This is a genomic window from Rhizobium sp. SU303 (genome assembly GCF_021052345.1).
GTDB classification, from domain to species: Bacteria; Pseudomonadota; Alphaproteobacteria; order Rhizobiales; family Rhizobiaceae; genus Rhizobium; species Rhizobium laguerreae.
Genome location: NZ_CP088096.1, coordinates 718028 through 739948, shown reverse-complemented (window position 1 = coordinate 739948; position 21921 = coordinate 718028). Strand labels below are relative to the sequence as shown.

Here is a 21921-nt window from a genome sequence, read left to right as displayed (position 1 = left end):
ATGTCGGCAACGCGGATCGGCACGGCTTGGTACCAGCCACAAGAGCTGATGCATCACGTTTCGATTGCCACGATCACGACAAATCGGCGATCAGAGGAAGAGTGATCGCTTCGGTTCCTCACCGGCATCATTGGCAATCAAGGCGTGCAATGCTGCCGCCACAGCTGTGCCAGCGACGGCGAGATCGCGTACTGTGCTCATGTGATTGCCGTCTGCGACCTGCGATGCCCGCACGTCAAGGCCTTGGGCGGCAAGAATGTCCCTGAAAGCATTTGCCTGAATTTTGAACGGATCAGTTTCCAGTTCCCCGCTCATGATAGCCACACGCGTTGCAGGGTCGTGCTCGTGACGCATGGGCGTAAACCGTCGCACCTCCTCGTCGCTCAAGGCAATTTCATCGCGCAGGAAAGACCTCTGCAGGGGTTCGAGATCGTATAGCCCGCCAAGCAGGAAAGCAGCACCTACGCCCGAAGGCGCTGGCGAGCGATGGAAGAGAAAGGTTGCAAGATGTGCGCCGGCGGAGTGACCGCTGACGGAGAATTGCTTCGGTGTGGCGCCAAAACGATCGGCATGCGCCAGCAAGAATGCCTTGGCCCTGAGGACCTGACCAACCAGGACGTCCATTCTCGCCGTGGGCATCAAGGAATAATCGACGATGGCTGCGACCGCGCCGGCACCGGTAATGGTCTCAGCGATGCAGGAATAGTCCTCCTTGGAAAACATCCGCCAATAGCCGCCATGGATGAACATGTGGATCGGCAAGTCCGAGCCGGCGCTATCTGGCAGGAAGATGTCGAGCGTCTCGCCAGGTCCAGCCCCGTAGGCGATGTTGGCCTCCATGGCGACAGTGCGCCGCGTTGCAAGGCTGCGAGCTCGGATATCGCCAACGATCGCGTCGAAATCTGCGACATGGTCACGAATGCGGAACGGATCGGCGGCCACAGGTTCCTCCCTCAGAAACTTGTCGCAATGTACTTGGCTTCCATGAACTCCGCGATACCGTGATGCTGCCCTCCTTCACGTCCAAGGCCGCTCTGTTTCACACCGCCGAAGGGGGCAGCGGGATCGGAGACCAGTCCACGATTAAGCGCAATCATGCCGGCCTCGACCTTAGAGGCGACCCGCATGCCGCGGCCAATGTCGCGGGTATAGATGTAGGCGGCGAGGCCATATTCCGTATCGTTGGCGGCAGCGATGACCTCGGCCTCGGTCTCGAAACGATAGAGCGGCGCGACGGGACCGAAAATCTCCTCGCAGCCCATGTCGGAGGCCGGGGGAACATCGACAAGCACCGTCGGCGGATAAAAAAAGCCGCGTCCGGCTAGTGTTCGTCCGCCGCAGAGGACGTGCCCGCCGCGCGAAATGGCGTCCGCAACCAGGCGCTCGATCTTCTCCACCGCCTTGCGCGTGATCATCGGACCGCATTCCGTATCCAGATCCACACCCGGGCCAACCCTAAGGGCAGCCATGCGTCGTGTAAATTTTTCCGCGAAGGCATCGTGGATACCGGACTGGACATAAATGCGGTTTGCAGCCGTGCAGGCCTCACCCGCATTGCGCATTTTCGCGATCATCAGACCTTCGATCGCCGCGTCAATGTCCGCATCGTCGAAAACAATGAATGGCGCGTTGCCGCCGAGTTCCATGGAACAGGAGATGACATTTTTTGCCGCTTCCGCTAGAAGCGTGCGGCCGACGCCGGTCGAACCTGTGAAGGAAAGTTTTCGCACGCGGGGGTCGGCCAGCATGGCGGCGATGACGGGGCCTGGCGTCGATGTTGTCATCACGTTCACGACGCCCGGCGGCACGCCAGCCTCCTCGTAGAGAGCCGCAAGCGCATAGGCCGTCAGCGGCGTCTCGCTCGCCGGCTTCAGGATGACGGTGCAGCCTGCGGCAAGGGCAGGCGCGATCTTGCGGGTCGCCATCGCGGCCGGGAAATTCCATGGTGTGATGAGAACGCAGATGCCGATAGGCTGGTAATCGACGACGATGCGGTTTCCACCGGCCGGGGCAACGCCGAACTCTCCGGAAATGCGCACCGCCTCCTCGGCATTCCACCGAAAGAACTCTGCTGCATAGGCGACCTCGCCGCGCGCGTCGCGCAACGCCTTCCCGTTCTCGAGCGAAATGAGCCCGGCGAGCGTTTCGGAGCGCTCCACCATGAGTTCGAAGCAGCGGCGCAGGATCTCGGAACGCTTTCTCGGCGGCGTCTCGCGCCAGCTTTCCGCCGCACTTGCCGCAGCCTCCACGGCCGCTGCCGCATCCGCAAGGGTCGCATCCGGCACGGTGGCTATGATCGCCTCGGTCGAGGGGTCGATCACCTCGAGCCGGCCCTCGCCCGCTGCAGGCCGCCAGGCGCCGCCAATATAGAGGCCGTCGGAGAACGCGCTGAGCCCGAAGGGATCGTGGTCTGGATGCGGAGAATGCTGGTTGACGTTCATGATGATTTCCCAGGTCAGAGGGCGGAAGCGGCCAGATCGCCGTCATAGGCGGCGCGCACCAGGCCACGCATGGCGGCGGCATCGAAGGAGCGGGGATTATTCTTGATCAGCCGGCCGATGCCGAGCGCCTGCTCGGCCGCCCAGTCGATCCGGTCTTCCGGCAGGCCGAGCCCGGCAAGCGTCGGAGCGATGCCAATCGCGGCAAAGAGGCGGCTCACCTCTGCGATCGCGGCATCGGCAACCGTTTCGTCATCCTCCACTCCGGTGGGATCGAGGCCGAGCGCCCTGCCGACAATGGCGATGTCCGCGCTCGCGACGCGGCGATTATATGTCATCACATAGGGCAGCATGGTCGCAACCCCGAGGCCATGCGGCGTATGGGTCAAGGCCCCGACCGGATATTGCACGGCATGGGCCGCAGCGGTGCCCGCCGTTCCGAAGGCGCAGCCGGCTGCGAGCGCGCCCATCATCACATCGGCGCGCGCATCGATGTCGGCGCCGTCGACGAAGGCCTTTTCCAGGCTCCGGCTGAGGAGCCGGATGGCATGCAGCGCGAACTGGTCAGAGAGATCGCTCTTGCCGATGAAGACATGCTGCTGCGCGAGTTCAGGATCGCCGGGGCGGCGCATGGCCGTGAAGGCTTCTATGGCATGCGTCAACGCATCCGCACCGGCAATCGCCGTGAGCCCAGGCGGGCAGGATAGGGTCAGTTCCGGGTCGCAGACCGCCGCTGCGGCGATGAGATATGGGCTAGAAATGCCAACCTTCAGGATACGATCGGGATCGGAAACAACCGCAACCGGCGTCACCTCTGAGCCCGTGCCTGCCGTCGTCGGCACGGCGATGACTGGCAGGACGGGCGCCGGCACCTTGAACTCACCGTAATAATCGGCGAGCGCGCCGCCGTGAGCGAGCAGGAGCGAAGCGCATTTGGCCATGTCGAGACAGCTGCCTCCACCGATGCCGATCACCATATCCGGCTCAAAGCCACGCGCGGCCTCAACGCAAACCGCGACCGTATCTTGCGGCACGTCCGGCAGCGTCTGGTCATGCACCAGGACGACGATGCCGGCCGCTTCGAGCGCGGCGATCATTTCCGCGAAGACGGGTGTCGCGGCAAAACGCGCATCCGTGCAGACGAGTGCGCGCCGGCCGGTCCTGCTGGCGACGCTCGCGAGCGCATGGCGCTGGCCGACGCCAAACAGGATTTCCCGCGGCAGCCTCAAGGCGGCAAACAGGCTCATGATCTTTGTCCCTCGAAGGCCAGAATGCGCGGGCGCGAAAGCGCGTTGAGGTCTTCCCAGAGGCGCTGGTCGATCTCGAACCCGTTGCGGCTTGCCGCCGCTCGCCGCCCGCGGGCACGATCGCCCGGGACGAGAACCGGTTCGCCGGCGCTGGCGGGTGGTGAAGCGCGCACGGCATCGAGATAGGTCGACAGCCGCTCCGGCAGTCCCGGCGCCAGATTGGGCTCGATCAAGATGAAGACGTCGCCCTTGTTGCACGGCGACTGGCTGTCGAGCGTGCCGCGCGCATCCGGCGCGAGCGCCGAGCCGGCAAGAGCTGCCACCAGCAGCTCCAAAGCGATACCGAGGCCGTAGCCCTTCGCGTCGCCAAAAGGCGCAATCGCGCCGGCCTTCGCACGCCCCGGATCGGTCGTCGGCTTGCCGGTCGCATCGCGCGCCCATCCCTCGGGAATAGGCCTGCCGGTCGCCGCGTGGTGATGGATCCTGCCCATCGGCACGAGGCTGGTGGCCAGGTCGAGCACGAGCGGTTCTTCGGCGGTCGGCACGGCGATGGCGATGGGGTTGGTGCCGAGCATGGCCCGGGTACCGCCGAAGGGATGGACCAGCGCCTCGCTCGACGAAAGCGCGATGCCGACGAAACCCAGTGCGGCGATGGCCTCCACATAATGCGCGAGCATGCCGAGATGGTTGGCATTGCGCACGGCGACGAGGCCGATGCCAAGATCCGGAATGTGAGGCGCCAGCCGCTCGATCGCGGCCATGGCGACGACAGGGCCAAATCCCGACGAACCCTCCACCTCCAGCACCGCATCCGCGCGCCAGCGCTGCGTGCCCTTCGTCTGCGGGTCAATGACACCGCGCTCGATGCGCTCGACCAGCCGTGGAAGCCGGTACAGGCCATGCGAAGGGTGCCCCTTCATATCGGCCGTGACCAGGATGCGAGCCTGCAGGGCCGCATGGTCACGCGGTGCGCCATGCTCTTCCAGCAGGCGGGTGGCAAGCGCAAGCGCTGCCGCTTCGGATATGCGCATGATTTTTCCTCCCTATATTAAATCGTATAGGATATAGGATTGTCTTGGCCGCAGCATCGTGCTAGCGATTGAACCTGTCAAGAGGCAAGGCAGCAGATGATTTCGACGAGACCGAAGGAACCCTCGACGGGCACAACCCAGATACCGCGCGCCAACAGCCTGGCGGGCGACGTCTACGAGGCAATCTTCAACCAGCTCATGTCGCTGAAGATCGCGCCGGGGACGCGCATCACGGTCGACAACCTGGTCAGGGAATTCAACGTCTCACACACCCCTATCCGCGAAGCCCTCGGCCGGCTTGAAGGCGAAGGCCTCGTCGTCAAGCAGCATCTGGTCGGCTATCGTGCCGCGCCGCAAATCACGCGCCACCGCTTCGACGAACTCTATGAACTGCGCCTGCTGCTGGAACCTGCCGGCGCTGCGAAGGCAGCCGAGGCGATGAACGACGAAAAGCTGGCCATCCTGACGGAGGCCGCAGGAGTGATGACACGCAGCGACAACAGGGACGAACGAGCGAACTATTCGGCCTTCGCCCGCAAGGATGCCATTTTCCATGACCGCATCATGGAATTTGCCGGCAACGAGTTGATCCGCGAGATGCTGACATTCCAGCACACGCATTTCCATATCTTCCGCCTGATGTTTCATCGCCGTGTCACCGAGGAGGCCCTCGCCGAGCATCAGACGCTGCTTGATGCCTTCGCGGCGCGCGACCCCGGCGCGGCTGCGAACGCAATGCGCATCCATATCGAACATTCGCGCGACCGGCTGTTGCCGGCCTTCGACGAAATCTGAGCAACCCAGCAGGCAAGGTCGTGCCTGCCCGATCTGACAATGAGGAGGAGAACCCATGCCAGGCAAGAAAATCCTGATGCTCACCGGCGATTTCACCGAGGAGTACGAAATCTTCGTCTTTCAGCAGGCGATGGAGGCGGTCGGCCACACGGTGCATATCGTGTGCCCGGATAAGAAGGCCGGCGACATCCTCAGGACGTCGCTGCACGATTTCGAGGGAGACCAGACCTACACCGAAAAACTCGGGCACAACGTCACTATCAACAAGACGTTTTCCGAGGCCGAGAACCAGCTCGATCAGTATCACGCCGTCTACTGCGCCGGCGGGCGTGGACCGGAATATATCCGCACCGACAAGCGGGTGCAGGCGATGGTGCGTCATTTCCACGAGCAGAAGAAGCCTATCTTCACCATCTGCCACGGGGTCCAGATTCTGATCGCGGTCGACGGTGTCGTTCGCGGCAAGAAGGTTGGTGCACTTGGGGCATGCGAACCGGAGGTCACCCTGGCGGGCGGAACCTATATCGACCTGTCGCCAACCGAAGCCTATGTCGATGGCACGATGGTTTCGGCCAAGGGCTGGACGGCGCTCGCCGCCTTTATCCGCGAATGCCTGAAGGTGTTGGGAACGGAGATCCACCACAGCTGAGACGACGGCACCAAGCAACGAAAGGCCCGGCAGGTGACATCTGCCGGGCCTTTTTTTTGCAATGGGCCTGCAATCACGCTCCGCCGCGGTTCCAGCCGCGGCCACGGTCGCCGAACATTTCATAGCCGCCATCGGTGATGGCAAGCGTATCCTCCAGCTTGATGAATCCGCGCTTCGGGTGAAGCATCGTCGTCTCGACCGAGATCACGCTCCCGGCCTCCAGCGGTTTGTCGGCATCGATGCCATCATAGGTGACGGGGTGGTTCGTCATGAGGAATGGCGCTTCGTGGGCGATGAGGCCCATGCCATGGCAGAAAAAGTCGGTGAAGGCCGCCGACGGCGAGGCCTTGAGCTCGGCCTCCGCTGCCACGATCATCTCCTTGCCCGCAGCCCCTGCCCTGACCTGGGCGAAGGCCGCTTGCTGGATGGATTCGACTTCGGCCAGAAGGTCCTCCAGCTCCGCATCCGGCTCGCCGAGCACACCCATGCGGCAGAGGTCACCGATATATCCGTGATAGTTTCCGCCGGAATCGATCGACAGGATCTCGCCCTCGGCCCAGGCCTGCGGCGAGCCCGCGCGATTGTGGCTGGAGCCGAGCGTCAGCAGGCAATATTCGAAGTGCAGGCCGCGGTTCGTTTCCTCCCGGCGCAGTTGCTCGATGATCTCCATCTTCGTCGAGCCGGCGCGGGCCGCCGCGATCGTCGCCAGCATAGAGTCGGTGATCAGTTCGGAAGCGCGTCTCAGCTTTGCCAGTTCATCCGGCGTCTTGACCGCCCTCAGCCGCTCCAACACATGCGTGGCATCGACAAATCGAGCGCCATCCAGCCGAGAGGCAAGCAGGTCGCGGGCGTCGGATGGCAGGAAGGCTGGCTCGATGCCGATGCGCCCACCGGCCTTGCCTATTTTCTTCAGGTGCTCGACGGCGAGCCCTGCGGCATCCTGCGTACCCCAGCTCGCCGTATGCACGGCAGGCGTCCAGAATGGATTGTTCTGGTGCTCTGCGCCCTCCATGCGGTTACCCACATAGGCGGAGTGATCAGGCGCGCCTTTCTCATAAATCACCATCGGCAGGTACCGGCTATGCCCGATCGCATCCATGGCGGCGAAGAAGATGAACTTATAGCCGCCCATGAGATATTGGGTGTTGTGTTTGGAGGTGGCGACGATGACGTCGATACCGGCTTCCTCCATGAGACGGTCGAGCTTGGCCGTATCGAACGGCGTCACGGCGGCCTGCCTTGTTTGCCCTGGATTGTCGTTCATTGTCTTTCCTCCCAGAAAATGGATGCGCCGTCTCAGAAGCCCGGCGGCAGCAGGCGGAAGTCCGGCAAATCGCGAAGCGCAAGCTCGGGGCCGGCCGGTGAGTAGATCACGAAAAGGAGCATCTTCCCGCCGCCAGTGTTCTTCGTCGAATGAAAGCGACTTTCCGGAATATAGATCGTGCAGCCGCTGGCGACCTTCTGCGTCATCGGATTACCATTCTCGTCCTCGACCATCTGCTCGCCCTCGCCGGAAATCACAAAAATGATTTCCTCCGCGCCAGGGTGATTGTGGCGGGAATGGCCCTCGCCGCTTGGCAGCTCGACGACGCCGCCGGAAAAGCGGCTGGCACCGTTGATCTCGGGCGCCACAGTCAGCGACAGCTTGCCCCAGTCGAAACCGAAGGCGCTCACATCCTCAGGATAGACAAAGTACTTGTTCTTTACCATGAAACGGCCTCCTCCCATGCCCATCCTCAGACGACCGCGCCGATGGCGAGCGCCTTGAAATCTTCCGTCTGCTTCCGGATTGCCGCCTCTGCCGGCAGGCGCTCCATCGAGCTTGCGCCATAAAAGCCGTTGCAGCCAGGGCAACGCTCGAGAATGTAGCGCGCATCCTCCGGCATGGAGATCGGGCCGCCGTGGCAGAGCACGATGACGTCGTCACGCACGGAACGTGCCGCCTTGGCGATCGCGGCGATCTCCTCGACGCAGTCATCGAGGGACTTGCCGGATGTGGCGCCGATCGTGCCGCCGGTCGTCACCCCCATATGCGCCACGACGATGTCGGCGCCAGCGGTCGTCATGGCGATAGCCTCGCTTTCGTTGAACACATAGGGCGTCGTCAGCAGGTCGAGCCCGTGGGCGGTGGCGATCATGTCGACCTCCAGATTGTAGCTCATGCCCGTTTCCTCGAAACTCTGCCGCATCCGCCCATCGAAGAGGCCTATTGTGGGGAAGTTCTGTACGCCGGAAAAGCCCATTGCCTTGAGGTCGGCGAGGAAGCGCGGCATCAGCACGAAGGGGTCCGTGCCATTGACGCCAGCAAGCACCGGCGTCTTTTTCACGACCGGCAACACTTCAAGCGCCATGTCCTTGACGATCTCGTTGGCATTGCCATAGGCGAGCAGTCCGGCCGCCGAACCGCGGCCCGCCATGCGGTATCGCCCGGAATTGTAGATAATGATGAGGTCGATACCGCCTGCCTCCTCAGCCTTGGCGGAGATGCCGGTGCCGGCACCGCCCCCGACGATCGGCACGCCGGCTGCGATCATGCCGTGAAATTTTTCGAGGATGGTGCTGCGCGGTATGACTGGCATCGATTTGTCTCTCAGGGGTTGGCGATGTCACGATAGGCCGCGACGGCGGCCTCGGCGAAATCTGGATCGTTGATATGGAGTGGCAGGCGGATGATACGCCGTGACGCCGTCGGCTTCACCGTCGCCTCGAGCGCGGCGAAAAGCGCGGCGTCGGCTTGCGGATCGAAGAACGGACCGTCTTCGATGTCGAGGGCCGAAACGCCCTTTTCGGGAATGAGGAGGCGTACGGGGCCGTGGCAGAGATTGAGCTTATCGCCGATCCAGCGGCCGATCTGCGCGCATTCGGCCGACGTCGTGCGCATTAAGGTGACGTTCGGGTTGTGCCGGTAAAACAGCCGGCCGGCATAACGCTCCGGGACGGTCTCCGGCGCCCAGAAGTTCACCATATCGAGCGCACCGACCGAGCCGACATAGGGCAGGCCTTTGCGAGCAATGGCGCCGAAACGGTCCGAGGTGGCGGGCAAGACGCCGCCGAACAGCAGGTCGCAGACCTCGGTCGTCGTGATGTCGAGCATGCCAGAGATGAGCTCGCTGTCGGCAAGCTTCTCCATCGCCCGCCCGCCCGTGCCTGTCGCGTGGAAGACCAGGCAGTCATAGTCCGCTCGGAGGCGCTCGACCATGGCGGATACGGCAGGTGTCGTAACGCCGAACATGGTAAGCCCGAGGGCTGGTTTGGATGCAGTCACCTCAGCCGGCCGGCGGGCCATGGCGGTGATCGCCTGGGCGGCGTTGTGAAGGATGACGCGGCTCAGCCGGTTCAGGCCCGCCATGTCCGTGATCGAGGGCATCATTACGATGTCTGAGACATCGACAAAGGGAGCCACATCGCCGGATGCGAGCGTCGAGACCATGATCTTTGGCAGACCGAGCGGCAATTGGCGCATGCCTGCGGTAATGATCGAAGTGCCCCCGCCTCCACCGATACCGATGACGCCAGCGATGTCCTGGCGCTCCACGAGGAAGCGCGCGAAGGCAATGCCCATCGCCTCGACCGCCGTTCCGCGGTCGTCGCTGGCAAGAACGGCTCCAGCCCCGTCCGGATGGCACGCCGCCACTGCGTCGGCCCTCACATCGACGGAGGTTTGAGGCTCGCGGATGCCGACGTCGACACGGACGACAGCCCCGCCCGCCGCTTCGATGCAAGCGGCCAGATAAGCAAGCTCCTCGCCCTTCGTGTCGGCCGTGCCGACCACGTAGATCTGCTTCATTTCCCCTCCGAGACCGGTTGGGTTTTCTCCCAGCATATCCCACGCCCGGGCAAAGCGATGGGCCCTTGCAAATTTGTGAGACGCGCGTATCATAAAGATATGGATGTCTCACGTCAACAGAACGAAACAACCGGGACCGAGCGAGGCCCGCGTGCCCGTACGCGAAAACTGATGCTCGAAACGGCAACGCGGCTCATGCAGTCCGGCATCACTCCGTCGGTAAGTGAAGTCGCCGAGGCTGCCGAAGTCTCGCGCGCGACGGCCTACCGTTACTTTCCGAGTCAGGCCGCGCTCGTGCATGCCGTGGTGGATGAGGCTCTGGGGCCGATACTCAGCTGGTCGTCGGACAGTCCGGATGCACGCACCCGCGTTGCCGATCTCTTGGCGACCGCAATGCCGCGCATCGATGAGTTCGAAGCCACCTTCAAGGCGGCGCTGAAACTTTCGCTGGACCAGTGGGCGCAGCGCCAGGCCGGCACGCTCGGCAACGAGCCGCTGTTCACGCGCGGCCACCGGGTCGACCTGCTCAAGTGCGTGACGGCCCCTCTGCAGGGCACCGTGCCGCCCGAATCCCGGGAACGCCTTGCGCAGGCGCTTTCGCTTGTCTTCGGCGTCGAGGTGCTGATCGTGTTGAAGGATATCTGGGGCCTGACCTCCGAAAGCGCGCAGTCTGTTGCCGAGTGGGCCGCCAAGGCGCTTGTTGATACGGCGTTACGGCAGGCGCAGAGCGAAACATGACGTGGGGAACCTTCAAATTAATCCAACAATTGGTTGGACCAGATGAAGCAAATGTGGTCGGGGATTGGCCAGGAGGAACGTGAGGTCGCCTGACAAGACTGCATGAGCGGAGCCGCAATTGTAGGAAGATATCCAGAAGTCGGGATGACGAACCTTTGCTAATGCTCTCCGAGGCTCACTCTTGACGATAATGGAGTTTGGTACTACCAGATCAGGGAAATAACATTCAGGCTTGAGATCTGAAACGCGCCAGGGTCGGGGAGGACCCCAGCACGAAAATCACCCAGGAGGATCGGGAAGCCAGATCGGGAGGCCCGCGATGACGCGGGAAGCGTGCATAAATGGGAGGAAATGTTATGCGCAAAACTATGGCCGGTCTCTTTGCCGGTGTCGGATTGATGTGGGCCTGCGGAACATCCGCACAGGCCCAGGAACTGACGATTTTCTGGGCCGAGTGGGACCCGGCAAATTACCTTCAGGAACTGGCGAACGAATACGAGGCTGAAACCGGCGTCAAGGTCACGGTCGAGACCACACCATGGGCCGACTTCCAGACCAAGGCCTTCACCGAGTTCAACGCCAAGGGCTCAGCCTATGACATGGTCGTCGGCGACAGTCAGTGGATCGGGGCGGCGTCAGAAGCTGGCCATTACGTCGATCTGACCGACTTCTTCACCAAGCACAATCTGACCCAGGTGATGGCTCCGGCAACGGTGAAATACTACGCCGAATATCCGTCGAACTCGAAAAAGTATTGGTCAGTTCCGGCCGAAGGCGACGCCGTCGGCTGGTCCTACCGCAAGGACTGGTTCGAAGATCCCAAAGAGATGGAGGCGTTCAAGGCCAAATACGGTTACGACCTCGCCCCGCCGAAGACATGGGCCGAGATGCGCGACATCGCCGAGTTCTTCCACCGTCCCGACCAGAAGCGCTACGGAATCGCCATCTACACCGACAATTCTTATGACGGTCTCGTCATGGGTGTCGAGAACGCGATCTTCTCCTTTGGAGGCGAACTCGGCGACTACCAGAGCTACAAGGTCGACGGGATCATCAATTCCGAGAAGAACGTCAAGGCGCTCGAATTGTATCGCGAGCTCTACGGCTTTACGCCTCCGGGCTGGGCCAAGTCCTTCTTCGTCGAGAACAACCAGGCGATCACCGAGAACCTGGCGGCGATGAGCATGAACTACTTCGCCTTCTTCCCGGCCCTGGTGAACGAGGCGTCCAACCCGAACGCCAAGGTTACCGGCTTCTTTGCCAATCCGGCGGGGCCGAACGGCGAACAATTCGCAGCGCTCGGCGGCCAAGGCATATCGGTCATCTCCTACTCAAAAAACCAGGAAGAGGCGATGAAATTCCTCGAATGGTTCATCAAGGACGAGACCCAGAAGCGCTGGGCTGAACTCGGCGGCTACACGGCAAGCGCCAAGGTGCTTGAATCGCCGGAATTTCAGAACGCGACACCCTATAACAAGGCCTTCTACGAGACCATGTTCAAGGTGAAGGACTTCTGGGCGACGCCTGAATATGCCGAACTGCTGATCCAGATGAACCAGCGCATCTACCCCTTCGTCACCGCCGGCCAAGGCACGGCGAAGGAAGTGCTCGACTCCCTGGCAGCGGACTGGAACGCGACGTTCAAGAAATACGGACGCAATAAATAGCAAACGCGATCAGCGGAGGGGCTCCGTCGCCCCTCCGTTTGCATTCTGCATCTCGCGCCCAAAGGCGCGGTTCGAGAGGGCGCGGCGCCCGGAATTCACTTCGCGCATCGTGATGCCTTTTCCGGCATCCGGCGCCGACTCTCGGAGGAGGAGAGGATTGGCAACCGCAGTCATGACATCGCTGGACACGAAATCGCGTGCCGCATCCCGCGGCATGAGCGACATCCGCATTCGCAATCTCTTCATTATCCCGACGATCCTGTTTCTGATCATCTTCAACATCTTTCCGCTGATCTATTCGCTCGGCTATTCGTTCACGGATTTTCGCGCCTCGACGAACGCGCCGGCCAACTTCGTCGGCCTGCAGAACTACCGCGAATTGCTGAACGATCCTTTCATCTGGTCGAATTTCGCCATCACCGCGAAATATGTGATCGTCTCTGTGACGGGGCAGGTGATCGTCGGCTTCGGCACCGCGATGCTGCTCAACCGTGACATTCCGCTGAAGGGTCTACTGACGACGCTGCTGCTGCTGCCGATGATGCTGTCGATGGCCGTGGTCGGCCTCTTCTGGAAGCTGCTCTACGACCCGTCCTTCGGCATCATCAACTACGCGCTCGGCCTCGGCTCCTTTGAGTGGCTGTCGAATCCGGACATGGCGCTCTATGCGGTCGCAATCACGGACATCTGGATGTGGTCGCCCTTCGTGATGCTGCTGTCGCTTGCCGGCCTTTCGGCTGTGCCAAAACATCTCTACGAGGCAGCGGCGATCGACCGGGCGGGACCGTTCTATACCTTCTTCCGCATCACGCTGCCGCTGGTGGCGCCGATCCTGATGATCGCAATCATCTTCCGTACGATGGAGGCCTTCAAGACCTTCGATCTCGCCTACATCCTGACCAGCCAACCGACGACCGAGGTGATTTCCATCCGGCTCTACAAGATGGCCTTCCAGGAATGGCAGACGGGGCGTTCCTGCGCACTCGCCTACATCGTGCTCATCATGGTTCTTGCGATCACCAACATCTACGTCAAGTACCTCAACAAAGTGAAGGAGCGCTGAGATGGCTGCCGTCCAAACCCGCTCCGAACGCGCGCTGAACCGGGTGGCGATCGCCGCCGTATTGATCATCACGTTGATCTTCCTGGCGCCGATCTACTGGATCACCTCGACGGCCTTCAAGCCGCGCAATCTCGCTACCACCATTCCGCCGACGGTGCTCTTCGAGCCGGAACTCTCGCCCTTCGTGAAGCTCTTCACGAAGCGCTCGCAACTGCGCGGGGCGCCTACCCCTGAAGAATATGCCGCCGCCCCCTGGTGGGAGCGGATGGTGTTCGACGGCGGCGAGAAGATCGTTCGCTCCGGGCGCGGCGAGGTGCAGCCCTCCGGCTATCCGAACCGCTTCATGAACTCGCTGATCGTCGCCATCACGTCCACGGTGCTGGCTGTCGGCATGGGGACATTCACAGCCTACGGTTTCTCGCGCTTCAAAGTGAAGGGGGAGGCAGACCTTCTCTTCTTCATCCTGTCGACGCGCATGCTGCCGCCCGTCGTCGTGGCAATCCCGATGTTCCTCATGTACCGCGTCGTCGGCCTCAACGACACGCATTGGGGCCTCATCATACTCTACACTGCCTTCAACCTTTCCTTCTCCGTTTGGCTGATGAAGGGCTTCATCGACGAGATCCCGAAGGAATACGAGGAGGCCGCGCTCGTCGACGGATACACGCGGATGGAGGCCTTTTTCAAGATCGTCATCCCGGAAGCGGCCACCGGCATCGCCGCAACCGCGGTCTTCTGCTTCATCACGGCCTGGAATGAATATGCATTTGCGCTGATCATGACGAACCGGCGCGCGCAAACGGCTCCACCCTTCATTCCGAGCCAGGTCGGCTCCGGCCTGCCGGATTGGACGGTGATTGCCGCCGGCACGTTCCTGTTCCTGCTACCGGTCGCCATCTTCACCTTCCTGCTCAGGAACCATCTCCTGCGCGGCATGAGCTTCGGAGCGATCCGCAAATGACCTTTCGCGCCTTCAACCAGAAATATCTCGAACCCGGTTCGCAGTATCTGATGATCCTCGGCATCATCGCGCTCTGCCAGCCCTGGAACCTGTTTCTGCACCGCTACGGCATGACGATGACGCTCGTCGGACTGATCGCCTTCATGGTGGCGACCAAAATCCCCCGGGACGCGCAACCAGACGAAGGCAACCATTCATGACGCAGATCGAACTTCGCGGGATTCAGAAATATTTCGGTGCCGTCCAGGTCATCAAAGACCTTAATCTCGCCATCGCCGACAATGAATTCATCGTGCTGCTTGGACAATCGGGCTGTGGAAAGACGACGACATTGCGCGCCGTCGCGGGGCTGGAGACGATCGATGAAGGCAACATTCTGATCGACGGGCAACCGGTGCAGCACATCAAGGCATCCGACAGGGATATCGCCATGGTATTCCAATCCTTCTCGCTCTATCCGCACATGACGGTCTACGAGAACATCGCCTTCCCGCTCCGCGCGACCCGGATGAGCCGTGCCGATGTCGATGCGTCGGTCCGCGAGATCGCCGGTGTGCTGCGCATCACCAGTCTGCTGGCCCGCAAGCCCTCGGCGCTGTCAGGCGGCGACATGCAGCGGGTCGCGATCGGCCGGGCGCTGGTGCGACGGCCAAAGGCCATGCTGATGGACGAGCCGATCGGTGCGCTCGACGCGAAGCTGCGCGAAGAGATGCGGGCGGAAATCAAGCGTTTGCATATCAAGCAGGGTTCAACCACCATCTACGTGACGCATGACCAGGTGGAGGCCATGTCGCTCGCCGACCGCATCGTCATCATGCACGAGGGCATCCTCCAGCAGGTCGGCACGCCGGAAGAGGTTTACGCGCAACCCGCAAACACGTTCGTCGCCCAGTTCGTCGGAAGCCCGGTCATGAACATGGCGCCGGCGATCATCAGCGCAACGGGCAGCCATACCAGCGTGCAGGTCGGCGACGGGACGACGGGCTTTGAGTTCCCCGCCGTGCTGGCTGATCGCCTCTCCGACGCAAGGGCCGAGAACGGCAAGCTGACACTCGGGGTCCGGCCTGAGGGCGTGCTTGTTTCACGGGAGGCTCGCGAGGGCTTCATGCCGGTCGAAGCGCATATCATCGAGCCTCTCGGCTCGCACGACATCGTGGACCTGAAGGTCGGTCACCAGATGATCAGGGCACGCACCAAGAGTGGTTTCGTGCCCGGTCCCGGCGAAGCCGTCTGGGCACGCATCGACCCCGCCCAGGCACATTTCTTCAACACCGCGACCGGCTCGTCGCTGGGGATCAGACTCTGATGGCGCACATCGAACTCAAGGGCATCACCAAGACCTTCGGCAACCACACGGCGCTGAAAAACTTGAACATCGACATTGCTGACGGCGAGTTCTTCGTGCTGCTCGGGCAGACCGGCGCCGGCAAGACGACGACGCTGCGCCTGATCGCCGGTCTCGAGAAGCCGACCGCAGGCCAGATCTTCATCGATGGACAGGACGTCGCCGATTGGGGTGCCGCCGAGCGCGACGTAGCCCTGGTGCTCCAGCAATATTCGCTCTACCCGCGCTATACGGTGCGGGAGAACCTGGAATTTCCACTGAAGTCCCGTATCCGTCGCGTTGAACCCGGAGAAATCAAGGAGCGCGTCGACCGCGTTGCGAAGACACTGCGCATCGAGCATCTGCTCGACCGCAAGACGGACCGGCTGTCGGGAGGCGAGATGCAGCGCGTATCGATCGGCCGGGCCATCGTGCGCAAACCGCGTGTCTTCTTGATGGACGAACCGCTTTCGGCGCTCGACGCGAAGCTTCGCGAAGCACTTCGCACCGAGCTTAAAAACCTGCAGATGAACCTCGGCGCGACCTTCCTCTTCGTCACTCACGACCAGATAGAGGCCATGTCGATGGGCGACAAGATCGGTGTCCTGAACAATGGTCAACTGGTGCAGACGGGTACGCCGCAGGAGATCTACCAAAACCCGGTCAACACCTTCGTCGCGCGCGCGGTCGGTTCGCCGCCGATGAACCTGATCGCCGGCACGCTTGCCGGCGGCGAGGCAGTGGCCAGCGAGGGCTATCGGCTGCCCCTCGGCAACGGACACGGGATCGCGACAGACGGTCGCCCGCTCACCTTCGGCATCCGTCCCGAGGACATTTTTCTCGACAGTGGCGCGCCCGGCGAAGCACGGGTCCACGACGTGGAAAACCATGGTGTCGAAAAGATCGTGACGCTGCGCACCGGCGAGAAGTTCATCCACGCGACCGTGCCGACACAGACGGCGCTTCGGATCGAGGATGAGGTTCGCTTTTCGTGGAATCCGGAAAAGGTCGTGCTGTTTGACGCCGGAAGCGGTGTCAGCCTGCGGCACGCGGGCTGACCTGATCGGTCCGAAAGATGCCGGCGGTATCGGGGCACGGCAGAGCATGCCCGCGTTTCGAGTTGCCGCGACCGGGCTCGGAGCTATGCCGGAAAGCGCCGGCGGTAGTGTTCTACCACTTCGGGATTGCGCAAATTAACGGGCAAGTCGCCCTTGATGACGCGCAGGGCTTCGCTCGCCGCGCCTGTTCCCATGCGCATCATGCTCTCTTCCGTCAGACCGGCGAGATGCGGCGTGACGATGACGTTGTCAAAGCCGAAATAGGGATGATCGAGCGGCAGCGGCTGCGTTGCGAAGACGTCGAGCGCGGCTCCGCCGATGTGGCCGTCGCGCAGCGCCTCGATCAATGCCGCGTCATCGATCACCGGGCCGCGCGAAACGTTGACCAGAATGGCCGCGGGCTTCATGCGCCCGATGCGACCGGCATTGAGCAAGCCGGTCGTCTCCGGCGTCAGCGGGCAGCAGAGCACCACGATGTCGGCCGTCGCAACAAGCTCATCGATAGCCAGGAAACGCACGCCGTCCGGCACGTTTTCCGGCGACCGGCTCGTGGCGACCACCTCCAGACCGAAGCCGAACTTCGCGATCTTGAAAATCGCCTTGCCGACATTGCCCATACCGACGATGCCTATGGTGCGGCCGGCGAGGTCGACGGCCGTATCCGACTGAGCGCGGCCCGCCGCCCAGCCGTTCTGACGCAGTTCACGGTCCATCAGGCGGAAGCGCCGAAGCAGAGCCAGTGTCACGAGGAAGACGTGCTCGGCAACAGTCGAGGCATTGGCGCCCGGGACGTTGGCGACAAGCACGCCAGCGTGGGTCGCCGCATCCATCGGCACCATGTCGAGCCCGGCGCCATGGCGGATCGCCGCGCGAAGCGCCGGTGCATCCTCGAAGAAGGCCGGAGGGATCGGCGCACGTATGACGACGATGCCCGCGCCGCGGCCTTCTCGCAGCAACGTTTCGGGATCGGGCGCGGAAGCCACGCGCAGATCACCCGCAGCCTCAAGCATGGACCTGGCCGCAGGGTGCAGGGGATGTGTGGAAAAGATGAAGCTCATCGGCCCTCCCGCCGGTTGCGCCTATCCGGCGGCCGTCGCTGGACCGCCGATAAGACCCTTCCAATAGCTTTCCGCACCTTGAAGATGCGCGCTCATGAGCGCCTGGGCGAGATTGCCGTCTCGGGCAAGTAGCGCCTCGTAGATGCGGATATGTTCTTCATGCGAGCGCCGGCTGCGGGCGGCGTCGGCAAAATAGATCGGCAGGCGGTGCTCGCCCATGACGTAGTAGACGCTGCACACCCGATGGAAGACGCTATTCTTGGTGGCGCGGACGATCTCCAAATGGAAATCCCGGTCCTCGCGCGCCAGCCCCTCGCCGGCGGCAAGCTTCGCCTCTGACGCGGCGAGGATATCGCGCAAGTGCTGGTAATTCTCCGCTGTCGCCCGATCGCAGGCGAGCTCCGCGGCCTTGATCTCATGGATCTTGCGAAGCTCCACGGTCTCATAGATCAGGATGGGATCAAGCGGCACGCCGGCGCGGGCAAAAAGCGCCATTGCCTCCACGCTCGCCTCTGTGGTCGTCAGATAGATGCCCGACTTGGCCCGGCGCTCGACGATGCGCATTGCCTCCAGAATGGCCAGTGCCTCGCGAACCTGGCCCCGGCTGACGCCGAAATGCTCCGCAAGCTCTCGCTCCGAAGGCGTACGGCCGTTGCCGCTCGAGTTCGAGAAAAGATGGGCCGCGAGATCGGAGAGGAGGGAGTTTTCTTTCATCGTCACTGTCTTTGCGCGTGAGTCTCCAGGACCCGCTGATTGATCGTGAAGCCCAGGCCAGGCCTGTCCGGGATCTCTATCATACCGTCTTTCACCGACACAGTGTCCTCGACAAGATCATGGATCATCGGATTGGCGCCGAGCGAATATTCGATGATGAAGCTTGCCGGGGAAGCGGCGCACAAGTGCAGGCCGGAGAAGAAGCAGGGCGCGCCGGCCCAAAGATGTGGCGCGAAACGGAGGTTGAAGGCGCTGGCCAGCGAACTGATGCGCATCGCCTCCGTAATGCCGCCGCAGAAGGCGGGATCCGGCTGGAATATGTCGGCGGCCCGAAGCATGGCAAGATCTCGGAAGGCAAAACGCGTCGCCTCGCTCTCGCCCGCAGCGATCGGCACGTTCCCAGCCGCGCGCACCTCCGCCATGCCCGGCTTGTCATCGGCAATCACCGGCTCCTCGAACCAGGCGAGGTCGCAATCGGCAACCATCTGGATGAAGCGCTTCGCATCGGCAACAGTATACGTCCCGTGCGCATCGACCATCAGGTCGACGTTGGGCCCGACCGCTTTGCGCGCCGCCCGCACGCGCGATGCCGAGACATGCGGCGCACCATCCATCGCGCCGACGCGCATCTTGACTGACTTGAAACCGCCGGCCGCGATATAGGACCGGAGTTGATCGCCGATCCGCTCCGCACTCTCCCAACCACCCGAGGCATAGGCGGGCAACCTGTCGGCCTTGCGGCCACCCAGCAGCTTCCAGACCGGGACGCCGAGCGACTTGCCGAGAATGTCCCAGAGCGCTATGTCGACCGCGCTGATCGCCGCGACGGAAAGGCCGCGCCGCGCGATCTCCGGCATGGCGTGACCCGAACGCGCCGCCGTCTCGTGGCGTACGCCGTTGTAAAGCATCTCCCATATGGTGGAGATATCGGCAGGATCGCGGCCGATGAGCTTCGGCCCCACCTCGTGGTTGATCATGTGGACCAGCGTGCCGTAGGTGCCCGCACTGCCCGCGGCATTCTTACCCTCTCCCCAGCCCACGATGCCGTCGTCCGTTTCGATCCGCAGGATGGCGCTATCGAAGGTCGTCAGTCGGCCGAAGTCGCTGCGGTGCTGACGGCTGGCCTCGATGGGAATTTTAATCCACCAGGCCTCTACGGTCTTGATGCGCATGTCTCGGATCCCCTGCCCCGCACGGCCCGCGAGCCGCACGGCATGTGTCTTTCCGTTCGTTACTTGATCAGCGGCAGAATCGTCTCGGCAGTGATCCGCATCTGATCGTCGTAGAACTTCTCAGTGAGAAGGCTCGAGCCGTGGTCTTGGATGAATTTCAGCTGCTCCGGGGGTATGTCGACAGGGTTTCGCTCGACCATGTCTGGATATTTGGCGGCGGGCGTCCGGTCGACCGGAGCGACGAATTCGTTGGTGACGGCGCCGTCGTAACCAATCTCCTTCAGCGTGCCGATGATCTTTGGCCAGTCGAGATGGCCGAGGCCGGCGGCAAAACGATTGTTATCGGCGACGTGGAAATCGAACAGGCGCTTTCCCGCGAGCCGGATCGCTTCATACATGTCCTCCTCCTCGATGTTCAGGTGGAAGGCATCCAGGCACACCCCACATTCAGGGCTGACGGCATCGGCAAGCGCCAGCGCTTGGGCGGCGCGGTTGAAGAAATAGGTCTCGAAACGGTTGAGCGGCTCGACGGCAATGCGCACGCCCCTCTTCTGGGCATGGGCAAAACACTCCTTGGTGGCGTCCACCACCCATGTCCACTCTTCCTCCTCGGTGCCATCCGGCACCACCTTGCCGACGGTGGCCGGCACGAGGGTGACGATCTCGCCATCGAGTTCACTGACCATGGTGATGACGCTCTTGACATAGTCCACTGACCTGGCGCGCTGGCCTTCATCCCTGGCGGCAAGATTTCGTTCGCCGAGCGTCAGCGTAACGGCGCCCCAGCAGCGGATGCCATGCTCTTTCAGCAGCGCACGGGTCTCCTTGACGTCGTACTGTGCCGGTTCGCCGGATATCTCGATGCTCTCGTAGCCATATTTCTTGATGCGCTTCAGCGTGACGGCGAGCGGTTCGGCCCGCATCCAGTTATGTGTCGAAAGATGCATGAGGTCCTCCCAGACAGTTGCAGCACGTTCGACCGCCAATCGGGCGGCAAAAGGTCATGTTATGGTTGGCCACTCTCGCCACCTTCGGCAATCTGGTTAGGCCAATTCTCGTTATTTGAAAGCTCTAACTCAATTCTTAACCCTCTGCAAGACGGGCCAAAAGGGCGACATTTCTTCTGCCGATCGATATTTAATACTGCATTTCCCGCTTTGGCGCGAATCCGGCACCCAAGCGTGCAATAAACTGGCTTGACCAGATTCGAAGATTTGGTATGACCAGATTTGGAAAAGCGATAGGACGTTGAAATCGTCGCGCAGTGGCCGCAGGGCCAAGTGGAGGGGAGATGAAGATCGGCATGTGCATGTTCCTCTGGACGACAAGTGTCGGCCGGAAACACGAGGCACTGTTACGCGATATCAAGGACACGGGGTTTGACGGCGTCGAGATCCCGATCTTTTCGGGCGCACCCGACGACTACCGGCGGCTGGGGGCGTTGCTCGACCGGATCGGCCTGGAACGGACCGCCGTTTCCGCCATGGGCGACCCTCAGATGAACCTGATCGCCCCCGACGCTGCGACCCGCAGGCGCGGCATCGACTACGTGAAATGGGCCATCGACTGCAGCGATGCGCTCGGCGCGACGATGCTGAGCGGGCCGCTGCATTCGACGCTCGGCAAATTTTCCGGAAGCGGGCCGAGCGCGGCGGAACTCAAGCACTCAATTTCCTCGCAACGCGCGGTCGGCGATCATGCAGCAAAGCACGGCGTCACGATCGGGCTTGAGGCGCTAAACCGCTTCGAATGTTACCTGTTCAACACGATGGACGACCTTGCGGCCCATATCGACGCGGTCGGACATCCGAATATCCGCGCCATGTACGACACCTTCCACAGCAATATCGAAGAGGCCGATCCCATCGGCGCCTTCACGCGAAACAGTGACCGCATCGTCCATGTCCACATTTCGGAGAACGATCGCGGCGTACCCGGGCGCGGCAACATTCCCTGGGCGGAGACGTTCAAGGCGCTACGCGCGAGCGGCTACGACGGGTGGCTGACAATCGAGGCCTTCGGTCGGGCGCTCAAGGAACTCGCCGCCGCCACAAAGGTCTGGCGCGACTTTTCCGAGACACCTGAAGCGGTCTATCGCGAAGGCTACCGCCATATCCGCAATGGATGGCACGCGGCGGCATGAATACCAACTGATTCTCGCCGCGGTCGATAGGGGAACCGCCGGCCTGAACGCTGCACTGGCGGGCACGCCTTACGCC

22 protein-coding genes are annotated in these 21921 nt (G+C 62.2%); 10 read left to right on the top strand and 12 right to left on the bottom strand.

From position 1 onward, the window contains the following. Positions 1-90 precede the first annotated feature (90 nt). The 4 genes from RlegSU303_RS28080 to RlegSU303_RS28065 are packed head-to-tail and all read right to left on the bottom strand — an operon-like array spanning position 91 to position 4716. Complete coding sequence (locus tag RlegSU303_RS28080) at positions 91-942, bottom strand: alpha/beta hydrolase (RefSeq protein WP_131719006.1); 852 nt, start codon at positions 940-942, stop codon at positions 91-93. Positions 943-953: 11 nt separating this feature from the next. Beyond that, positions 954-2441, bottom strand: coding sequence for an NAD-dependent succinate-semialdehyde dehydrogenase (locus RlegSU303_RS28075; protein WP_131719007.1), 1488 nt, complete (start codon positions 2439-2441; stop codon positions 954-956). 14 nt (positions 2442-2455) lie between these two features. Next, positions 2456-3685: an iron-containing alcohol dehydrogenase gene (locus RlegSU303_RS28070; RefSeq protein WP_131719008.1), complete on the bottom strand. Its 1230-nt coding sequence runs from the start codon at positions 3683-3685 to the stop codon at positions 2456-2458. After that, complete coding sequence (locus tag RlegSU303_RS28065; RefSeq protein WP_131719009.1) at positions 3682-4716, bottom strand: Ldh family oxidoreductase; 1035 nt, start codon at positions 4714-4716, stop codon at positions 3682-3684. The genes RlegSU303_RS28070 and RlegSU303_RS28065 overlap by 4 nt, the downstream gene beginning before the upstream one ends. A 96-nt stretch (positions 4717-4812) precedes the next feature. Here RlegSU303_RS28065 and RlegSU303_RS28060 point away from each other — a divergent pair, with 96 nt between their 5' ends. Both RlegSU303_RS28060 and RlegSU303_RS28055 read left to right on the top strand, forming a co-directional pair. Then, a complete protein-coding gene (locus RlegSU303_RS28060; RefSeq protein WP_131719010.1) occupies positions 4813-5511 on the top strand; it encodes a GntR family transcriptional regulator in 699 nt (232 codons plus the stop codon). Positions 5512-5566: 55 nt separating this feature from the next. Then, entirely contained in the window at positions 5567-6160 is a 594-nt protein-coding gene (locus RlegSU303_RS28055; RefSeq protein ID WP_131719011.1) for a DJ-1/PfpI family protein, read from the top strand. A gap of 73 nt (positions 6161-6233) precedes the next feature. On the opposite strand, the gene RlegSU303_RS28050 is transcribed toward RlegSU303_RS28055, so the two are convergent. From RlegSU303_RS28050 to RlegSU303_RS28035, 4 genes are read right to left on the bottom strand one after another with little or no spacing between them, the layout of a single operon-like run. Beyond that, complete coding sequence (locus tag RlegSU303_RS28050; protein ID WP_131719012.1) at positions 6234-7424, bottom strand: M24 family metallopeptidase; 1191 nt, start codon at positions 7422-7424, stop codon at positions 6234-6236. A 32-nt stretch (positions 7425-7456) separates the two neighbouring features. Continuing rightward, positions 7457-7870 carry a cupin domain-containing protein gene (locus RlegSU303_RS28045; RefSeq protein ID WP_094088280.1) on the bottom strand — a complete coding sequence of 138 codons (414 nt, stop codon included), beginning with the start codon at positions 7868-7870 and terminating at the stop codon, positions 7457-7459. A 26-nt stretch (positions 7871-7896) separates the two neighbouring features. Continuing rightward, on the bottom strand, positions 7897-8739 hold the full coding sequence (locus tag RlegSU303_RS28040; RefSeq protein WP_094088281.1) for a phosphoenolpyruvate hydrolase family protein: 843 nt from the start codon (positions 8737-8739) through the stop codon (positions 7897-7899). A gap of 11 nt (positions 8740-8750) precedes the next feature. Next, positions 8751-9947, bottom strand: a complete 1197-nt coding sequence (locus RlegSU303_RS28035) for a Tm-1-like ATP-binding domain-containing protein (protein WP_017956803.1) — start codon at positions 9945-9947, stop codon at positions 8751-8753. A gap of 99 nt (positions 9948-10046) precedes the next feature. On the opposite strand from RlegSU303_RS28035, the gene RlegSU303_RS28030 reads away from it, so the two are divergent. The 7 genes from RlegSU303_RS28030 (at position 10047) to RlegSU303_RS28000 (ending at position 16758) form a co-directional block, all read left to right on the top strand. Further along, positions 10047-10685, top strand: a complete 639-nt coding sequence (locus tag RlegSU303_RS28030; RefSeq protein WP_017956804.1) for a TetR/AcrR family transcriptional regulator — start codon at positions 10047-10049, stop codon at positions 10683-10685. 356 nt (positions 10686-11041) lie between these two features. Continuing rightward, positions 11042-12352: an ABC transporter substrate-binding protein gene (locus RlegSU303_RS28025; RefSeq protein WP_017956805.1), complete on the top strand. Its 1311-nt coding sequence runs from the start codon at positions 11042-11044 to the stop codon at positions 12350-12352. A gap of 157 nt (positions 12353-12509) precedes the next feature. Continuing rightward, complete coding sequence (locus RlegSU303_RS28020; RefSeq protein WP_017956807.1) at positions 12510-13415, top strand: carbohydrate ABC transporter permease; 906 nt, start codon at positions 12510-12512, stop codon at positions 13413-13415. Position 13416: 1 nt separating this feature from the next. Further along, positions 13417-14376, top strand: a complete 960-nt coding sequence (locus RlegSU303_RS28015) for a carbohydrate ABC transporter permease (protein ID WP_017956808.1) — start codon at positions 13417-13419, stop codon at positions 14374-14376. Then, positions 14373-14576: a hypothetical protein gene (locus RlegSU303_RS28010; RefSeq protein ID WP_131627590.1), complete on the top strand. Its 204-nt coding sequence runs from the start codon at positions 14373-14375 to the stop codon at positions 14574-14576. The genes RlegSU303_RS28015 and RlegSU303_RS28010 overlap by 4 nt, the downstream gene beginning before the upstream one ends. Continuing rightward, positions 14573-15682, top strand: a complete 1110-nt coding sequence (locus RlegSU303_RS28005; protein WP_131643301.1) for an ABC transporter ATP-binding protein — start codon at positions 14573-14575, stop codon at positions 15680-15682. The genes RlegSU303_RS28010 and RlegSU303_RS28005 overlap by 4 nt, the downstream gene beginning before the upstream one ends. Further along, complete coding sequence (locus RlegSU303_RS28000; RefSeq protein ID WP_094088285.1) at positions 15682-16758, top strand: ABC transporter ATP-binding protein; 1077 nt, start codon at positions 15682-15684, stop codon at positions 16756-16758. The genes RlegSU303_RS28005 and RlegSU303_RS28000 overlap by 1 nt, the downstream gene beginning before the upstream one ends. A gap of 83 nt (positions 16759-16841) precedes the next feature. Here the strand turns inward: RlegSU303_RS28000 and RlegSU303_RS27995 are convergent, their stop codons facing one another. The 4 genes from RlegSU303_RS27995 to RlegSU303_RS27980 are packed head-to-tail and all read right to left on the bottom strand — an operon-like array spanning position 16842 to position 20649. Continuing rightward, positions 16842-17816 (bottom strand): NAD(P)-dependent oxidoreductase, encoded by a 975-nt coding sequence (locus tag RlegSU303_RS27995; protein WP_131643302.1) that lies wholly within the window; start codon positions 17814-17816, stop codon positions 16842-16844. A gap of 21 nt (positions 17817-17837) precedes the next feature. Beyond that, complete coding sequence (locus RlegSU303_RS27990) at positions 17838-18530, bottom strand: FadR/GntR family transcriptional regulator (RefSeq protein ID WP_131620232.1); 693 nt, start codon at positions 18528-18530, stop codon at positions 17838-17840. A gap of 2 nt (positions 18531-18532) precedes the next feature. Then, the gene (locus RlegSU303_RS27985; protein ID WP_026158221.1) at positions 18533-19702 is read right to left on the bottom strand and encodes a mandelate racemase/muconate lactonizing enzyme family protein; all 1170 of its coding nucleotides are present in this window, start codon (positions 19700-19702) and stop codon (positions 18533-18535) included. Between the two features lie 59 nt (positions 19703-19761). Then, positions 19762-20649 carry a sugar phosphate isomerase/epimerase family protein gene (locus tag RlegSU303_RS27980; RefSeq protein WP_017956815.1) on the bottom strand — a complete coding sequence of 296 codons (888 nt, stop codon included), beginning with the start codon at positions 20647-20649 and terminating at the stop codon, positions 19762-19764. A gap of 344 nt (positions 20650-20993) precedes the next feature. Here RlegSU303_RS27980 and RlegSU303_RS27975 point away from each other — a divergent pair, with 344 nt between their 5' ends. Next, positions 20994-21845, top strand: a complete 852-nt coding sequence (locus tag RlegSU303_RS27975; RefSeq protein WP_017956816.1) for a sugar phosphate isomerase/epimerase family protein — start codon at positions 20994-20996, stop codon at positions 21843-21845. Positions 21846-21921: the final 76 nt, after the last annotated feature.

Coding starts and splice junctions, on each gene's coding strand:
- RlegSU303_RS28010 (WP_131627590.1), top strand. CDS start 14,373: ATGACCTTTCGCGCCTTCAACCAGAAATATCTCGAACCCGGTTCGCAG.
- RlegSU303_RS28060 (WP_131719010.1), top strand. CDS start 4,813: ATGATTTCGACGAGACCGAAGGAACCCTCGACGGGCACAACCCAGATA.
- RlegSU303_RS28005 (WP_131643301.1), top strand. CDS start 14,573: ATGACGCAGATCGAACTTCGCGGGATTCAGAAATATTTCGGTGCCGTC.
- RlegSU303_RS28025 (WP_017956805.1), top strand. CDS start 11,042: ATGCGCAAAACTATGGCCGGTCTCTTTGCCGGTGTCGGATTGATGTGG.
- RlegSU303_RS28075 (WP_131719007.1), bottom strand. CDS start 2,441: ATGAACGTCAACCAGCATTCTCCGCATCCAGACCACGATCCCTTCGGG.
- RlegSU303_RS28045 (WP_094088280.1), bottom strand. CDS start 7,870: ATGGTAAAGAACAAGTACTTTGTCTATCCTGAGGATGTGAGCGCCTTC.
- RlegSU303_RS28065 (WP_131719009.1), bottom strand. CDS start 4,716: ATGCGCATATCCGAAGCGGCAGCGCTTGCGCTTGCCACCCGCCTGCTG.
- RlegSU303_RS28000 (WP_094088285.1), top strand. CDS start 15,682: ATGGCGCACATCGAACTCAAGGGCATCACCAAGACCTTCGGCAACCAC.
- RlegSU303_RS28055 (WP_131719011.1), top strand. CDS start 5,567: ATGCCAGGCAAGAAAATCCTGATGCTCACCGGCGATTTCACCGAGGAG.
- RlegSU303_RS28035 (WP_017956803.1), bottom strand. CDS start 9,947: ATGAAGCAGATCTACGTGGTCGGCACGGCCGACACGAAGGGCGAGGAG.
- RlegSU303_RS27985 (WP_026158221.1), bottom strand. CDS start 19,702: ATGCGCATCAAGACCGTAGAGGCCTGGTGGATTAAAATTCCCATCGAG.
- RlegSU303_RS28070 (WP_131719008.1), bottom strand. CDS start 3,685: ATGAGCCTGTTTGCCGCCTTGAGGCTGCCGCGGGAAATCCTGTTTGGC.
- RlegSU303_RS27980 (WP_017956815.1), bottom strand. CDS start 20,649: ATGCATCTTTCGACACATAACTGGATGCGGGCCGAACCGCTCGCCGTC.
- RlegSU303_RS28040 (WP_094088281.1), bottom strand. CDS start 8,739: ATGCCAGTCATACCGCGCAGCACCATCCTCGAAAAATTTCACGGCATG.
- RlegSU303_RS28030 (WP_017956804.1), top strand. CDS start 10,047: ATGGATGTCTCACGTCAACAGAACGAAACAACCGGGACCGAGCGAGGC.
- RlegSU303_RS27975 (WP_017956816.1), top strand. CDS start 20,994: ATGAAGATCGGCATGTGCATGTTCCTCTGGACGACAAGTGTCGGCCGG.
- RlegSU303_RS27990 (WP_131620232.1), bottom strand. CDS start 18,530: ATGAAAGAAAACTCCCTCCTCTCCGATCTCGCGGCCCATCTTTTCTCG.
- RlegSU303_RS28050 (WP_131719012.1), bottom strand. CDS start 7,424: ATGAACGACAATCCAGGGCAAACAAGGCAGGCCGCCGTGACGCCGTTC.
- RlegSU303_RS28015 (WP_017956808.1), top strand. CDS start 13,417: ATGGCTGCCGTCCAAACCCGCTCCGAACGCGCGCTGAACCGGGTGGCG.
- RlegSU303_RS27995 (WP_131643302.1), bottom strand. CDS start 17,816: ATGAGCTTCATCTTTTCCACACATCCCCTGCACCCTGCGGCCAGGTCC.